Source organism: Variovorax sp. V213 (genome assembly GCF_041154455.1).
GTDB lineage: Bacteria > Pseudomonadota > Gammaproteobacteria > Burkholderiales > Burkholderiaceae_C > Variovorax.
The window spans coordinates 659,596-675,929 of record NZ_AP028664.1 but is presented as its reverse complement, the minus strand read 5'-3'; the positions used below and the strand labels follow the sequence as shown (position 1 = coordinate 675,929).

Sequence of the window (16,334 nt, the reverse complement as noted above, 5' to 3'; positions counted from 1 at the left end):
GATAGCTGTATGGACATACAGTATCCTTCCAGTCGTGGAGGTGAGCAAGAAGGTTTACAAATTTCCGTCAGCGGTGTCGCCTGATGAAAATTTGCACCGGCGGCGGCCTGGATGAAACCCCGGCCCGCCAGGGCTGCGACCGTCGCCACAATGTGACGCATGTGCTACTCAGCCCAGATCCGTGCGGACTACAAGCGGTTCTTCCGCCTGTTCGGCGGCGTCCTCTCCCTTCGGGCGTTCGCCAAGCTGTATTACGAGCGCCAGTGCAACCCCAGGATCAAGATCTCGAAGGCCGTGGACGCGGCGTTCATGAACCCGGAGTCGGACGAAGAGCAGGAGATCAAGGGCCTCATCGACGCCTTCAATGCCGAGCAGGCCACGAAGCTCGAACAGGACCTCTTCACGCAGCGCAAGCGTCTGGCCGACGCCGAGCGGAAGCTCCAGGTCAAGACGACGAAGAAGGCGACGGAGGAAGTACGGATCGCCACGGCGAAGGTCGAATGGGGACTCGGCAAGCTCGCGGATCTCAAGCGGGTCGAGCTCGAGCCGCGCGACGCGCGGATCTTTCCGGGCGTCTACGCCCCCGTGATGATCTGGGAGGACGGCCAGCGGGTGGTCAAGCCCATGCGCTATCAGTGCCGCCCCGCCGGAAAGCCCGCGAAATACGACTCTCTCTATCCGGGCACCTACAACGCCCGGCGCGACAACCTGGAGGGGTTCTGGAAGGACGTCTTCGGTTTGTCACACGGGGTCATGGTCGTCAATGCGTTCTACGAGCACGTGAACCGGGATGGCGAGGATGTGGTGCTCGAGTTCAGGCCGCGGCCGCAGCAGGACATGCTGGTCGCGTGCCTGTGGTCGGAATGGTCAGCGCCCGGCGAGCCGGACCTGCTCTCGTTCGCGGCGATCACCGATGAACCGCCGGAGGAGATCGCGGCCGCCGGTCACGACCGCTGCATCATCCCCATCAAACCGGAGAACGTCGACACTTGGCTAAGGCCCGATCGCGCGAACCTTGAGGCCTCGTACGCGGTCCTCGATGACCGGGAGCGGCCGTATTACGAGCACAGGCTGGCGGCATAAGGACATGCGCAGCCACCGTTTGCCGATGGCTGCTTCAGACTGACTGACTGCAGTCCTAAGGTCGCGACGCCTGAACGTCGCGACCGGGCCCATCACAGACGATCGCTCGTCCAGATTTGGCGCCGCATAGCTGTCGATGGAACTCGGCGCGTCAAGGAGTCAACGTCTAGTCGATTTCAATCGACGGTTTGATGCCCTCGCAAGACGCGCGCTGCGGCTAGGAATGCGCTGGCGTGGGCACGAGTGCAACGCTTCTCGGTGTCGTCAAACATCCACGTGCTGTCTGCCCCATGATGCAACCGGGCTTGCGGCATTTGGCGGACGCGGGCCATCGACGTCGCCCTTGACTTCACCATCGGAGCCCGTATGAACGACAAACACCTCACCCAAAATGCGATGACCCTGGCAGCTGAAGATCGGCTTCGGCTGGAGTCGCTTCGCAAGCAGCGACGCGCCCACCGGCAAGCCAAATCGGCCAAGCCGCCGACGGCTCCCGAGCATTTCCTTCCAGGCGAACCGTCTCGCAGTCAACGCCTGGCCGACGCGGTGGCCGCGACCGTAGGGTCGTGGCGCTTCATCATCTTCCAGAGCACGGCCATCGTGCTGTGGATCGTCGGCAACGCGATGACCGGGAACGGCGCTTGGGACCCGTATCCGTTCATCCTTCTAAACCTGCTCCTGTCGTTCCAGGCGGCCTACACCGCGCCGGCAATCATGATGAGCCAGAACCGGCAGTCCGAGCAGGACCGGCGCCACGCCGAAACCGACTACGAGATCAATGTCAAGGCGGAGTTGGAGATCGAACTACTGCACGAGAAGATCGACCTCCTGAAGGAACGCGAACTGCTGGCGCTGACCGACGCGGTGCACGCCCTGACCCGGCGGATCGAAGGGCTGTCGGCACGCCCGACCTGAGTCGCGCTACGGCCGCGGCTTCCACGCCACGTTGAGTCGTACGACGGGCAGGTCTGGCGAGCCACCGCGTCGTGCAACAGGCGGTCGGGTTCCTTCTTCACCAGCCATAGCGGAAGTCACAGGCGCGACGCCGGGGCGAACCCCGGGGGCTGCACTGGGCTGAATAGGAGCATCACATGGCAGCCGCATCGGCCGAACCTGAATCCGGTCTCGCTCCGAGCGCGTGTCGCCACTGCCCTTTGTGGCACCTGCTTCGTGGCGCCCGACACGGGGCTTCAATGAAGTCCGAGTTCCACCTCAACGGGTGCGGCCCGAAGATGCGAACCCCGGACCAGTCGGTCGTGAGCACCCGCTTGTGGCCTTTTCCGCTGCCGGCCGCATTCTGCCTGCCCTTCCCTGCCGCCCCTGCTCCGACGTGCAGGCGCATCAGGTTCTGCGAACCCTCGTCATGCCTGAGTCGGCGTCCAGCGCTTGCTTCCGAGGAAGATGCCATGGTTTTGCCCCGGCCGGTTGAAGTCGTACGTCTTCGACCCGGTCCAATCGAATCGCGAGGCGACCTGCGCGACAGGTGCGGGCTTCAAGCGTTCATGGACCTGAACGACGCAAAGCAGCTTGGCGTGCTGAAAACGGCTGACAAGGCGATCCACGATCATTTCCACAGGTGGCTCAGTGCGGCTCAGGTCGAGACCCGTTTCTGGATCCAGTGCGCGACCCCACGGCGGCGCGATGAACGCAACCACCAACTGGTCTTGGGCAGCGGCGATATGCTCAAGACCGTGTTCGAAGTCGATGTCAAGAACGCGTATCGGCAGGCCCAGCAGTGCCATATTGCTGGACGTGAGTTTGAAGACCGAGTCGTCGTTCTCGAAGGCGACGCCGACCACCCCGGGCAGATGCCGCAGCAGCCAGTACAGCGTGTTGCCTGAGCCGGCGATAGGGTCGATCACAAGATGCGAACCGGCCTGGGCGCCAGCCGCGGCGAACCCGACATCAGTAGCGATCGCGGTGGCCAGGCGGTCGCGCGTGCACTCGACGGCAGTGCGTCCGAGAACACGAATACCCCTGGCGAACCAATCGGCCGGTGCCAAGCCGTAGAGTGAAACGTAATCGGCATCGTCGTAGCTGTCCAGGCCGTACTGCTGAACTTCGTGAAGATCGAGGACCTCGTTTCGCTTCGTGCCGAGCAAGAGCAGCTCACGGTCGTACTTCATGGGAACCTCCATGGGGGATGGTGGCTGGGGCATTCTGCGCTCGCAGCGCTCTGGCTGGGCTCGAACAAGCCCTCGCGTCCTCCATGGCTTGCGCAGCAGCGGCAATCCGGACTCCCATGCCGGGCCGGTCCCGCAACAAGCTGCTCGTCCACTCATCGCGGATGTGGACGGACCATTTCGCGCTGTAGAGGTCCGCGTCGGCCAGGCTGAGCAGCACGTCGCGCAGCAACGCCGGATACAGGACGTTGGCGTCGAGCACCGCTGTGTACCGAGCGCTTCCTGCCACTCACAGCTCCTCGCCCATCTCCTGGGAGAGGTCGTTCAATCGTTTGAGGGCGCCGGCCGACCGCTGCTTCTGCTCGTCCTTGTAGCGCATGAGTTCTTCGAACTCGATGCGGCGGTGCCGGTTGATCAGCCGGCACTTCAGCCGGCCAGCCTCGATCTCCTTGATCACGAAGGGGCGCGACACATTCAGAAGTGCCGCAGCCTGCTGCGTCGTGAGTTCCAGCTTCTGCGGGACGAGCATCATCGGCTCGCGCTTGGCCATCTGGCGCAACACGTCGGCAAGGAAGTGCAAGGCACGCGGAGGCAGGAGCAGCACTGGGGCTTCACCCGTGCTGTCCCCCTCCACTTCGATGGTCACCTTGACGGCTTTTGCATTGGAGTGGTCCAGAGCCGCAACCAGGCACGCCGTCGCCGCACCGGCCATTTCCGCTTCCATTTCGCTGGCTGGGTCGAGTATCCGGGTCATGCTGGGTCCTTTCATAGCTGGCGCTACGCCGGCGCCTCAAACGAAATATACGCACTAAACGCAATATTCGCAACTGACGGGTGCCGGAAAGGAGATGGCACGCTTGTCAGCGGGCGCCTTCATTCAACGGCCGGATCCTGCGGCCACCAGTCTGGTGGCCATGCCCCCCAAGAGGGGCGTTTGAGCGCGCTGCTGCCGCATTCGCCGCACTTGAGCGTCTGGAGATCGATGGTCATGTCGCGCTTTCGATGTTGTTCTTCTTGTGCTCTGGGGCCGCCAGCCACGCGGCAAGCCCGTCGCGGCGCATGCACTCCGCCAGCGCGAGAGCCGCTTTGCGCCAGCTTCGACTGACCGCGCCGACGTCCGCTCAAGCCGGCTTGTCGCACATCAGTAGTTCGCCATCGGACGGGCCCGACCCCGGGGCAAACTGTGGGATCACAGCCCAATTCGGCGGTCGATGGCATGAGTTTCTTGTAGCAACGCAGCATGCCGGATCAATCCGGCAAAAAGCCAACGCGAAACGCACGGAGAAGGACAGGCCGGCTCGGGCGGTGCTTCAAAGGCCAAGGTGGTCAAGCCATGCCCGAACCTGGCGAAATGCATCGGACCTTGAGTGAAAAAATGCAAGTTGTTCACCAGAATAGCCTTGTTCAGCGAACGATGAACGCCCCGCTTTGGATGAACAACGGCGGCATTCCGGGCGCCAAGGCTCTACATGCACAACGCCGCGTCTGGAGATCGATGGTCATGTCGCGCTTTCGATGTTGTTCTTCTTGTGCTCTGGGGCCGCCAGCCACGCGGCAAGCCCGTCGCGGCGCATGCACTCCGCCAGCGCGAGCTGCAGTTGCGCGCCTTCGTGCAGGTCTTGTTCGGTGGTTTCGTAGTGCATCTGGTAGAGCGCCTGGCCCTCTGTTTCGCCCATGCCATGCAGCGCGGCAATACGGCCGGCCAGGTCGGACGTCTCTTGCGGCTTGAGGCGCGTGAAGGCCTGCCGCAGATCGGGCAGATGCGCCACGAAAGCCTCGGCGTCCCAGCCCTGCACCAGGCCGTCGAGGCCTTCGAGCAGCGCGGGCAGGCGCAGCAGCAGTTCAGGCGCCGCGGCCATCACCCCGTTGAGAAAACGTACCGCCTCGCGCGGCTCTGCGCCCGCGCCGAAGCGTTGCCGCACCACGGTGTCGAGTGCGTTCTCGTCCCAGTGTCCATCGAGGTACAGCAGGGCCGAAGCAGCGCCGGCCACCGCGGGCGCGGCCGACGCACCGGTCGCGAATCGTTCGAGTTGCGTACGCAGCAGGTCGAGGTCGATGGCACCGTCACCGGCTTCTCCCAGTTCGCCTTGCAGCGAGGCCAGCAGGCGCCCAAGCTCGCGCAGTGAAAGCAGTTGCTTCACCGCGCCCGCCTCACCTTCTTCTGGGCAGCCGCCCACATCGGGCAGCAGGAACAGCGCCGCGGGCCACACACGCTCCAGCAGGCTGCGCAGCTGTGGATGCTGCTGCACGCCCAGCGGCTCCCGCGCACGCCAGAGCGTGACGAGCCGATGCCCGCACTCGACCACCGAGCCGAGCGAGGCATCTTCGTCGAGGTGAGTGGAAAGCATCGAGAGCAGCTGGGGCAGGCGCGACTGCAGCCCGACCATGCAGGCGCGCAGCAACAGCGCCACGGCCGCGCTCGCGCTGCGTCCGCGGCCCTCGTCGGACAGCGCGATCTCTTCCTTGCGCAGCTTGACCATGCAGACGGCCTCCACGCTTGCGCCATCGGCCGCCAGTTCAATCAGCCGCGCCTCCACCAGCGGCGACCAGGCGGCGCGCCACTCTTCGAACAGCAAATGCAAACGGCTATTGCCAAGAAAATCCGGCCCCGCGAGCCAGGTGCCGAGCCCCGTGTCGAGGTATGTCATGGCATGGAAGAAGCGGCTGCGCTCGCGGTGCGAAGGCTTGCGATAAAGATCCAGCCGCGCTATGCGCGCGGTGCTGTCGTCCAGCCGCACGCCGGCCTGGCGGGCGAGCCTGCGCGCGTCCTCGATCAGCGGCGGCGAGCCTGCCGAGGGCGGCACGTCGCCGATGCGCGTGCCGCTCAAAAAGTTGCGCAGGTCGGCGGTAAAGCCGCGCGTGCCTTCGTCGATGGCGCCTTTGATGAAGCAGGAGCGGATTGCATCGAGCAGGTCTTGCCGGCCCGGACCGGCATTGCCGCGCAGCGCCGCGAGCCGCATGGCCTGCGCGGCGGCGGCCTGCACCAGTGCTGTAGACACCGCATCGGCATCGTCCTGCGCGCGGGTCTGGCGCGCAAAGCGGGTCAGGCTGTCGAGCGCCACTGCGGTGAAGGGGTCGGCCTCGCCGGCCTCGAGGCGTTCCCACACCTGCTGGTAATAGCCGGGCGACGGCATGCCCGAGGCATAGCCGTTGAGCGCGTCGAGCCGCTCGAAGCTGTAGCGGATCAGCCATGCGTTGTCGGGTGCGTCCTTGCCGGCGGGCGCCTTCGAGGGCTTGGCCTTTTGCCACTGGTTGACCAGCTCGAGCGTGTGAAAGCCGCCGGTGACGACCACGATCGGCCCCTCGACCTCGTTGCGCCAGCGACGGATGTGCGCCGCCATGTGGCGCTCCCGCGGCAAGCTCAGCTCGGCCTCGAGCACCTCGGGCTCGTAGTCGAGCCGCGCCATCGCGCACCAGCTGAACACGTCGGAAAAGAAGGCGCGCCAGTGGCCGAGAGCGGCCGACGTGCGCAGTTCGAACAGGCGGTCCCACAGCTCCTGGTGGTCGACGCAGCCGAGCTGGGCGGCCATGGCGTTGAGGTAGCGGCTGTGCGCGAAATGGCGCTCTTCCATCAGGCTGCGCGCTGCGTCGCGGGCATCGCCTTCGTCGCCCTCACCCTCGTCGCCTTCGTCGCGATGCCAGGCCTTGTCGCTCCAGGGAAGATCGATCAGCCCCAGGCGCGCGCCGAGCGCCGCGCCTTCGCGCACCGCAATCCACTCCGGGCTGTAGTCGCAAAACGGAAAGAACGACGTGCGCGATTCCGTGCGCGTCTTCTCTTCCGAGTCGGGGTCATCGACCGGAACCTGCCGGGTGCTTTGGCACAGCCATGCAACGGGGGCGGTGGTTTGCGGGTGCTGCAGCAGCGGCAGCAGTGCGTTCAGGTCGTCCGGTCCTTCAATCAGCACAGCCGCCGGCCTGACCTCGCGCAGCAGCGCCCTCAATGCGAATGCACAGGCCGGGCTGTGGTGCCTCACGGGCACGAAGAACACGCCCTCGCCGTCCTCGCCGAACAGCCGGCCACGCGCGGCCTCCAGCCCCGCAGGCAGAACGCTGCCGGCTTCCGCAACTACTGCCACAGCGCACGTGCCGCGTCGTGAAAGGTCTTCCATTGCGCGTCGCGCTTGCCGCGTTCGCGCACGACGGTGTCGAAGTAGTGGCGCACGCGCTTCACATCGTCGGTGCTGTCCTTCAGAACAACGCCTTGCAGCTGGCCCGCGACCTCGCGCACGGTGAGCCGGCCGCCGTTGAAATGGCGCGCCTGCAGGGCCGCCGCATAAGCCACGTTCACGGCCTCGGCCGTGGACATCACGGCATCGAGGCCCTTGATGGCGGTGCCGTCCTGCGTCTGGCCCGCGCGCAACTCCTGGAAGGTGGTAACCAGCAGCGCCACCACGTCGCGCGGCACATCGACCGGCGACTCGCCGCCGCCTTCGAGTTCGCGCTTCAGCTGGGCCATCACCAGTTCGACTTCGAACGAATGGTCCCGGATGGGCTTTACCGTTTCGAAGTTGAACCGACGCTTCAATGCGGACGACATCTCGTGCACGCCGCGGTCGCGCAGGTTGGCCGTGGCAATGATGTTGAAGCCGCGCTGTGCATAGAGCCGGGCATCGTCGCCCAGCTCTGGAATCATGAGTTGCTTGTCGCTCATCAACGAAATCAGCACGTCCTGGATCTCGGGCGGGCAGCGCGTGATTTCCTCGAAGCGCACCAGCTTGCCCGCACGCATGGCCTGGTAGAGCGCAGAAGGCACCAGCGCCCGCTGGCTCGGCCCCTCGGCCAGCAGCAGTGCGTAGTTCCAGCTGTACTTGATGTGGTCTTCGGTGGTGCCGGCGGTGCCCTGCACCGTAAGGCCCGAATCACCGCTGACGGCGGCTGCAAGCAGCTCCGAGAGCAGCGACTTCGCGGTGCCCGGCTCGCCCACCAGCATGAGGCCCTGGTGGCCCATGAGCGTCACGATGGCGCGGTCGACCAGCGGATCGTCGCCGTAGAACTTGCGGCTCACCTGCAGCTTCTCGTCGCCGAGGATGAAGCGCCGCACCGCGCGCGGCGAGAGCTTCCATCCGGTGGGCCGCGCATCGGTGTCGGCCGCATGCAGCCGCGCGAGCTCGTCCGCATAGCGCGCCTCGGGGGCAAGGCGCACGGCCTGGGTCGCGGGGGAAGAAGACGGTGATGTGCCGGTGCTCATGATGATGTTGCTGCTGGTTTTTCTGTGGGTCGGCGCGGCGGGCTTACCACGGCATCTTCTTTTCCCAGCCCGCGTCGAACCCGGCGCAGGCCTGGGCAATGGCCAGGTAGTCGGCATAGGCCTCTGCCAGGAGCACTGGCGGCACGCTCGACAGCGGCAGCGCCCGGTCGCTGTAGCCGCGGGTCTTCATGTCCTCGAAGCCCAGCGTCTTGAGCGCCGCGGGCACGTTCTCTTCCGGCAGGGTGTTGCCCGAGAACTCGATGGCCACGCGCACGCCGGCCGACGAAAACTCCTTGGTGTACTGGTAGAAGAAGCCGCCGTCCTCGGCTTGCGCGCGCTGGTAGCCGAGCTTGGCAAAGCTGCCGCGCAGCGTGAAGGTGTCGCTGATCCAGCCCAACCGGTCGTTGATTTCGCTCACCGGCTGGCCCTTGTCGTCGATGAACGCGACCGCCGGCGGCTTGCGCGTCATCTGCGCGAAGAGCGGCACCAGTTTGTAGTCCTTGAAGTGCCTGTTCCACGCGGCCGCCGTGCCTTCGTCGACCAGCGAAGCGTGGCCCAGGCGCAGCTGGCTGTCGGCCGCAAGCTCGACCTCGTCGTCCTGCGTGTCGATCAGGCTGCCGTCCTCGGTGGGCCGGAAGCTGCCGCGCACCTGGCCCTCGGCGTCCAGCTCCAGCCACACGAGCCGCTGTATCAGCCGCCCGGCAATCGGGTGCCGGTGCAGGTATTCGCGCCACTCGGCCTGCGGCCAGATACGGCCGGTGCACATGGCTTCGAACAGGCGCGCGGTCTGCAGGTCGATGACCTGCTTGAGCTCTTTCTTGCTGGTCGAAAACTGGGCCTTCGCATCCTTGATGAGCACGGGGTCGTCGTTCTGGCGCGGCTCGGGCAGGGCTTTGACGATCTTGCCTTCTGGGTTGCGCAGTTCGGGCTTCATCGCGGCGTCGAGCACCACGGTGAAGATGCGGTCGCCGTACGCGAGCTCGAGCTTGCCGGTGTCGTCCAGGCCCGCGGTGGGAATGGTGCGGTCGGCCAGCTGGTCCTGCGTCCAGCCGTTGCGGTCGGCAATCTGCTGCACCAGCGCGCGCGCCTTCTCCTGGACAGAGGCAGTGCGATAGCGGCGCGATATGCCCAGCAGCAGCTGGATCACCACCGGGTCGTTGCCCGGTGCCACGCCTTCGAGCATGGCTTCGATCTGCGAGCGGCGCTGGTAATGGTCGCGCATGTACTGCTGCAGCAGCGTGACGACCTCGTGCCCCGGCGCATGGGCGGTCAGGGCAAGAGTGCCTTTCTCGCCAATCGCGCTGCCGAGGTATTCGCTCATCTTCTCGCGCTTGCACTCCTCGAAGACCTGCTCCTGCGTCTTCTGGAAGTCGGCTTCGTAGTACTGCTTGTGCTCGGCCTTCGCGTTCTGGTAGCGCTGCTGGTTGCCCTGGTAGCGCTGCGGCGCATGGGCGTTGGCATGCGCAATGCCTTCGTCGAGCGTGGGGTGGCGGGTGTCGTGTGCAATGAACTGGCGCAGCACCAGGCTGCCGACGGCCTGGCGGCTGGCTGCATCGAGCAGGCCGAGGTAGCGCGTGAGCAGCGCGTTGCCGCCCGGCTCCTTGAGCTTGCAGGCGAGCACCACCCACCAGCGCACGATCTCGGGTTCTACCGGGCTGCCGTCCAGCCATTTGCAGGCGGGCAGCGCGTCGAGAGAGAACCACGCAAGGCCCGCCGGGGGCTTGGCCTTCAGGCCTTTCCTGGCCTCGGCCAGAAGAATCGCCGGTGCAAGGCGGGCGGAGATGTCGTCGCCCAGTGCCTCGAGCGCCGTGAGGTAGGCCGCGCGCACGGTCTCGCGGGTTTCCTTCTCGAGCGCCTTGGTAATGGCAGGCACGGCATCGGCGTACTTGAGCTCGGCCAGCCAGTTGGCGGCCTCGATGCGCACCTCGCTCTTGGTGGAGCCGAGCGACTCGACCACGCGCCGGCCGATGTCGGGCAGCATCGACAGTGCCTTCTGCGCGGCTGCGCGGTGCGTCTTGCCTTCGCCGAGCGCCAATTCCATGACCCGCGGCAGCCAACGTGCCTGCACGGTCGGAAAGACCGCCAGCGTGCGCAGCGTGGCGTTCAGGTCGAGCTGGGTCTGGCGGCCTTCGCGCTTTGGCGGCGCGACAAGGCCCAGACCTTCGTCGATGTACTCGGGGTGCTCCGCGAAGAAGGGCCACACGCGGTCGGCCGGCAGAACGTCGACCGCCGAGGCCTGGTTCCAATATTGGTAGAGCGCGGTGTGCGCCACATCGTCGATCGGCATGCCTGAGCGCTTGAGCAACTCGGCCAGCGCGCGCAGGTCGACCGAGCCCACGGGCTGGCGGCCGAGCCACTTGTGAAAGCCGTCGTCGAACCAGAAGCTGGTCCAGTGGCGCGACACGGCCAGCCAACGGATCAGGTGCGGCATGCCGAACCCCGGCATCGACTGCAGGCGATTGCCGAAACCCACGACCTGCTGCAGCTGGCCGTTCTTCGCGCGGTTCTGGTCGTTCTTGCTGCCCTGTCCATTGAGCATGCGCACGGCCACGCGCATGTCCTCGTCGGTGAGCTTCTTGTGGGCGGCGTAGTTGTCCTGGCGCCACTTGTACCTGTAGGTCTGCTTGGAGGCCTTGTTCTCCTCGATCTCGGCCTCGGCCGCGACGCGGTTCTTCTCGAGCAGCTCGATGCGGTTGGCAATGAGCAACTGCACCGCCTCTTCACCAAGCGGAATGTCCTCGAAGGGTTGCCAGGCCGGCGGCTCGGGCAATTCGAGCTCGCCCGCGTCGCCCGCGGCGTCGAGCCGCGACATGGCCGAGCGGATGGCCTGCTGCACGGCCTTGCTGGTCTCGGTGCCGGCCGCCACGTCGAGCAACGCGCGCGCGGCGTCACCCGGCAGGCGCGCAAGCAGTTCGGCGGCCTGCGTGCGCTGGGTGGTGTCGCCGTCTTTCAGCAGTTGCCCCAGGAGTTCGAGCCGCTGCGCCTCGGCAATGCCCTCGAGGTGCGGCGTCGCCTCGGCGCGCACCGTCTTGCTGCCGTCGATGGCCAGGCGCAGGAACAGCGGCGCAAAGTCGTTCAAAAGCGCCTTGTCCTTGCCGATGCGCCTGGCCAGCAGAACGCGGCCCGCAGCCGACAGCTTTGCGGGCAACGCCTCGGTGGCACCGCGCTGGCTGCGCATGTAGTCGGCGACGGCAGGGGCCTCGACCAGGCCGTCGAGCCGGTCGTGGTACCAGCTGTCCAGTCCCTTGCGCTCAAAGACCTCTTGCAAGGCGATATGCGGATCGAGTCCTTCGTGCGCGAGCAAGGCTGCAATGAGATGCACGGTCCACGCGGGCCGGTGCTTGGCGAGATCGCGCTCGGCAGCGTTGCTGGAGCTGCTCTTGTTGAAGCTCGCGAACACCGCGTCGTTGATGAGGTACTGAAGCCAGTCGGGCACCGGCGCGCCGGGATGCTCGAGCGACTGTCCGCCGTCGGCTGCAGCAAGCAGCTTGCCCAGTCGCACCAGCACGTCGAGCGCAGGAGCACTGGCATCCACGCTGGCGTAGAAGCGGCCGCGCTGCTCGAGGCTCTGGTTGCCGATCTTCTCCAGCGCCTTGTTCTGGTAGTTGCTGAAACCCCAACGCAGGCGGCCGGGGGCTCCGAGCAGTTGCCCTGGCTCGAAGGACTTGGCAGCCTGCAGGTCGAGCAGCACGGTTTCCTGCGTGCCGTCGACCAGGAACGCGGCGCCCTTTTGGGGCAGCTCCTTGCCTGCTTTTTCGAGCGGCTCGAAGGCCTGCTTCAACAGCTGCGCCTGCTCGCGCGTCAAGCCGTTGGCGGCTGCGGTGCCGGCGCTGCCCGTGACGGCGCCCAAGATCTTGTCCAGAAATCCCATGCGTTCTCCTTGTTCTCCTGGGCGCTGATTTTGGCAGTTGGACGTGACGCTTCGGCCAGTTCGCGGCCTGCAGAAACAACCGAAGCCAAAGGTTCTAAGCCGGCTGCGCTTTCCTTTGCTCCGGCAAGCCGTCGAGCTCGCCAAGCAACTGGCACAGAAAGCCCAGCTTCAACAACGGCACCGCGGCCGGCGCAGCGAGGTGCGTGCGCAGCGCACTCGACAACACCTCCAGGCCGACAGATCCCGCGCGGTCGAGTGCATCGTGCAGGCGCTGCTGCTGCGCCGCGGTCAATGCCATGCGCCCGGTGGCGGCCTGCGTCTCGGTCACTTCTGTCACTGGAGCGAGCAGGCGCGCCGCCAGCGTGGGCGCACCCACGGGCGCCGCCTGCCGCTGCTGCTGCCGTGCCTCGAGCATGCGCAGGATGCGGTTGGCGAGCGAAGTGGTGCGCGCGGCCTCGTCGGCAAAGTCGAGCGACACCGCCTGCAGCGCCTTCTTCGCGTTGCTGCTCAGCACGGCCACGGGCATCAGTTCGGTGCTCGCGGCAGAGCGCTCGATGCGCACCAGCACCGCATGCACTGGGGCACGGCGCGCGGTGAGGCGGTCGAGGTTGTCGACGCGCTGCCGGTGCTCCGGGCCGACGGGGATGCCAAGCCGCAGCCATTGGCCCGCATCGTCCTGCACCAGCCAGTCGAGGCGCTGCTGTGTTTCGTCGAGCACGGGCGGACGCGTGTCCGAAGGCCGCAGCAGCACTGCATCGAAAGGCTCGGCCGCAAGGCCGGTGGCGGCGCGCAGGCGCTCGCCAAGTTCGGACCAATTGCCGCAGCCGATCGACTTCAGGCGCGGGTCGTCGGCCGCCCACGCAGGCAGGGGCTGGGCACGCGTGGCGCCGCCGAGCGCCAGCCGGCCGTCTTCGGCGAGGCGAGGTTGCTCGAGGCGCAGGACCGCTTCGCACACGCTCTGCGCGGCGCCCGCGCCGGACCACAGCGCGTTTGCGGACCATGCGCCGCTGCGCGTGAAGGCGGTGTCGCTTCCGTCGGGCCGTGCGAGCGAGGCCTGCAGCACGCGCGCACCCGCCAAATCCCAGAACGCCACGGTGAGCCCGCGCGCGCCGCCGCGCGTCTGCCACCAGTGCGCACCGAGCGGCAGCAGGTCGAGTGCGGCCGATTCGTCGAAGTCGCGCTTGAGCCGGCCGCGCAGTGCCACGGCGAGTTCACCCTCGGCCCGCGCGAGCGCAGCGCACAGCGCATGGATGCGCGCCATGAGCGCGAAGGCGTCGCGCTCCTCGGCGCGGTGGTCGCGCCGCACCAGCAGGTCGACCGTGCCGCCAAGGTTGCGCAGCAAGGCGGCCAGGCGCGGCAAGCCCTCGCCGCGCGCGGACATGTTGAGTGCCAGGAGGCGCGCCGACGTCAACTCGCTCACGTGCGAGAGGCCGCCTGTCAGCAGCTCTTCCAGCATCGACTCCACCTGCAGCAGGAACGCACGCTCCCGCTCGCCCAGGCGCGCGGTGTCTTCGACCGGCGCGGGCCGCGCGCTCTCGGGCCATGCGAAGGGCTGCCCGTGCGCGGTGCGCAGCGCGGCGATGGCGATCAGGTGCACCGCCTTGCGTTCCGCGGCAGGCACCTCGGACACCATGCCCGCATAGCCCGCGCCCGCCACCCAGCGGCAGGAGGCGCCGAGCTCGGGCAAGTCCATGACGAGCGCGCCGCCCTGCACCCGCCATTCGACGCCGCTGCTGGCGGCGGCTGCGGCGCGGCGCACGGCAGCCGCGCCCGCGGCCTTGAAAAGCGCCGCGGCATCGAGCGCGAGGATTTCCACGAGCGGGTCGGTACTGGGCGGTGCCTGTCTGTCTTGCTGCTCGTCTGAAGGCGCGCCGGCTGGGCTGCCTGGCGCGGCCGGCTCCAATGCACGCAGCCACAGCGCCGCGCCAAGTATGTGCTTGCAGATGCCCGGTGCCGGGCAGTCGCAGCGCGCCTGCTGCGGGCCGCGTGCATCGAGCTGCACGCGCTGGCCGTCGGCCGTCACCACCCCGGCTTCGGTGCCCTGCTCTGCCCATGCGATCTTGCCCGCCTCCACGTCCTTTGCGGCGCGCCGAAGCAAGCCAGGGTTGGCGAGCGTGGCCAGTGTGTCGTCGTCGTAGGCGCGATAGCCGTCGTACCAGGCCATCAGTTCATCACTTCCGCGAGCCACTGCGCGAAATGCGTGGGCGTGAGGGCCGCAACGTGCATGCCCTTGTCGGCCAGGCGCTGCGCCATTTGCCGGTCGTACACGGGGTTGGCCGATTCGTCCAGCGCGGCCAGCCCGAGCAGCTTGACGCGCGACTGTGCCATGCGCTGCACCGCGGCCAGGAGCGGCCCGGGCGCGGCGCCTTCCATGAAATCGCTGATGAGTGCAAACACCGTGCGTTGCGGGTTGCCTACCAGCGACTCGCAATACGCCACCGCACGGCCGATGTCTGTGCCGCCGCCGAGCTGCACCGTGAGCAGCACCTCGACCGGATCGTGCGCCAGGTGCGTGAAGTCGACCACGCTGGTGTCGAACACCACCAGCTTCACTCGCACCGCGGGCAGAGAGCTCATGATGCCTGCGATGACGGCGCTGTAGATCACCGAATCCATCATCGAGCCGCTCTGGTCGACGCAAAGCACCACGTCCCAGGGCAGGTTGCGCTTCACGCGCGCATTGAAGCGCGGATGCTCGATGACGAGTTGCCTGCGCTCCACGTCGTAGTGCTTCAGGTTGGCCGCGATGGTGGCGCGCGCATCGAAGTTCTGCGCGCTCTTGATGTGCGAGCGCCGCATGCGGTTGCGCCGGCCGACGAGCGCGTTGACAAAGTCGTTCCTGAGCTTGCGCGTGATCTCGTCGACGGTTTTCTGGATCACCTCGCGCACCGCGTCGCGCATCTGGCCCGACAGCCGCCCGCGCATGCCCAGCAGCGCCTTGGCGAGGCCGGGCGTGGCGTCGAGCGAGCGCAGCACCGCCGGGTCGGAGAGCAGGTCGGTCAGCTGGTAGCGATCGATCGCCTGCGTCTGCATGCGCTCGAACACCTCTTGTGGAAAGAGACTCCGCGAGCGGTTGAGCCAGTCGACCGCTCGCAACTGGCTCGGGTCGAGCGAACCCGGCCCGCCATTGGGCCTGGCCAGGCCGCGGCCTTCGTATTCACGGCCGTAGAGATATTCGAGGGCCTGGTCGAGCCTCCAGTCGCCCGCCGAGAACTGCGTTTGCGACAGGGGTTGCGCCGCATAGCGGCCGAGGATCAGGCGCCAGCGGCGCAGGGTTTCTTCGGACGACATGCGCAATGCGTTCGCAAGGACGGGTGGAAGGAACAGTCGGGGGAGAGGAGCGCCGGCAGCTTATCAGACGGCAGCGCGTGTCATGCTCACGCCTTCCTCGTCTCTTCTTCATGACCAGGTTTCATCCGTCCGTTGCACTGATCGCCCATCTGTCCGGGCAAGTGGCGGGCTACGCATTCACCTCGCCCGACGGCCGATACCAGGCCGCGGAAGTCGGCGGCGACACAGTGATCTTCGATTTGCGGGAGCGGCGGCAGCAACGGGCATGTACGACCGCGTTGCTGCCATTGAAACAATGCAGGCAACGCAAGCGACAAAGGCGCCGAGCGTGCCGCCGTCACCAACAGCGTTGGGGCCCACAGGAAATCGCCACCCTGAAAGCTGCCATCGAAGCTTGTGTGCAGGTCGGCCGAGCCGTCCCACCCCCACAATGTTCAGATGGCTCGATGACCAAAGGCTCCATTTCCGGTCGCGTGCAAAACAACGTCCGCTATCAAGGCGAGATGCCGGCTCTTTACGCGTTCAACAAATGCATGGTGGGCAAGGGCATCTCCCTTGGGTAGCCGTGGACTGTCGAGCGAGCGTTAGTTGCGGCTCGCCGTGCGGCTGCTTTGGAGCGCCCGGAATGTCTCGTTCGGGCCCGATTGCGACGGTCAGGCGTCGTGGCTTAAGAACCGCAAGCAGTCTGGAGCGGGCATACCTGAGGGGCGGCTACGCAGCGGGTGCGGTCTTGCGCTTGCACTAATTCGGCGCCCGTTAGCTGCCATTCAACGTGCAA

At 66.6% G+C, this 16,334-nt stretch carries 11 protein-coding genes; 3 read left to right on the top strand and 8 right to left on the bottom strand.

What is annotated here, in order from left to right:
• The first annotated feature begins 159 nt into the window (after nucleotides 1-159).
• Together ACAM55_RS03260 and ACAM55_RS03255 are read left to right on the top strand one after the other, a co-directional pair.
• Nucleotides 160-1,083, top strand: a complete 924-nt coding sequence (locus ACAM55_RS03260; protein WP_369654646.1) for an SOS response-associated peptidase family protein — start codon at nucleotides 160-162, stop codon at nucleotides 1,081-1,083.
• A 366-nt stretch (nucleotides 1,084-1,449) separates the two neighbouring features.
• Entirely contained in the window at nucleotides 1,450-1,998 is a 549-nt protein-coding gene (locus tag ACAM55_RS03255; protein ID WP_369654645.1) for a DUF1003 domain-containing protein, read from the top strand.
• 446 nt (nucleotides 1,999-2,444) lie between these two features.
• Here ACAM55_RS03255 and ACAM55_RS03250 read toward each other — a convergent pair whose 3' ends face one another.
• The 8 genes from ACAM55_RS03250 to ACAM55_RS03215 form a co-directional block, all read right to left on the bottom strand.
• The gene (locus ACAM55_RS03250) at nucleotides 2,445-3,209 is read right to left on the bottom strand and encodes a hypothetical protein (protein WP_369654644.1); all 765 of its coding nucleotides are present in this window, start codon (nucleotides 3,207-3,209) and stop codon (nucleotides 2,445-2,447) included.
• A complete protein-coding gene (locus tag ACAM55_RS03245; RefSeq protein ID WP_369654643.1) occupies nucleotides 3,193-3,468 on the bottom strand; it encodes a hypothetical protein in 276 nt (91 codons plus the stop codon). The genes ACAM55_RS03250 and ACAM55_RS03245 overlap by 17 nt, the downstream gene beginning before the upstream one ends.
• Nucleotides 3,469-3,495: 27 nt before the next feature.
• On the bottom strand, nucleotides 3,496-3,930 hold the full coding sequence (locus ACAM55_RS03240; RefSeq protein ID WP_369654642.1) for a helix-turn-helix domain-containing protein: 435 nt from the start codon (nucleotides 3,928-3,930) through the stop codon (nucleotides 3,496-3,498).
• Between the two features lie 775 nt (nucleotides 3,931-4,705).
• Nucleotides 4,706-7,282: a DUF5682 family protein gene (locus ACAM55_RS03235; protein WP_369654641.1), complete on the bottom strand. Its 2,577-nt coding sequence runs from the start codon at nucleotides 7,280-7,282 to the stop codon at nucleotides 4,706-4,708.
• Nucleotides 7,273-8,394: an AAA family ATPase gene (locus ACAM55_RS03230; protein ID WP_369654640.1), complete on the bottom strand. Its 1,122-nt coding sequence runs from the start codon at nucleotides 8,392-8,394 to the stop codon at nucleotides 7,273-7,275. The genes ACAM55_RS03235 and ACAM55_RS03230 overlap by 10 nt, the downstream gene beginning before the upstream one ends.
• A 43-nt stretch (nucleotides 8,395-8,437) precedes the next feature.
• Nucleotides 8,438-12,265 (bottom strand): DUF4132 domain-containing protein, encoded by a 3,828-nt coding sequence (locus ACAM55_RS03225; protein ID WP_369654639.1) that lies wholly within the window; start codon nucleotides 12,263-12,265, stop codon nucleotides 8,438-8,440.
• A gap of 94 nt (nucleotides 12,266-12,359) precedes the next feature.
• Complete coding sequence (locus ACAM55_RS03220; RefSeq protein WP_369654638.1) at nucleotides 12,360-14,429, bottom strand: SWIM zinc finger family protein; 2,070 nt, start codon at nucleotides 14,427-14,429, stop codon at nucleotides 12,360-12,362.
• Nucleotides 14,429-15,556 carry a VWA domain-containing protein gene (locus ACAM55_RS03215; protein ID WP_369654637.1) on the bottom strand — a complete coding sequence of 376 codons (1,128 nt, stop codon included), beginning with the start codon at nucleotides 15,554-15,556 and terminating at the stop codon, nucleotides 14,429-14,431. Before ACAM55_RS03215 ends, ACAM55_RS03220 begins: the two co-directional genes overlap by 1 nt.
• Nucleotides 15,557-15,666: 110 nt before the next feature.
• On the opposite strand from ACAM55_RS03215, the gene ACAM55_RS03210 reads away from it, so the two are divergent.
• Nucleotides 15,667-16,119 (top strand): hypothetical protein, encoded by a 453-nt coding sequence (locus tag ACAM55_RS03210; RefSeq protein ID WP_369654636.1) that lies wholly within the window; start codon nucleotides 15,667-15,669, stop codon nucleotides 16,117-16,119.
• The last annotated feature ends 215 nt before the right edge of the window (nucleotides 16,120-16,334 follow it).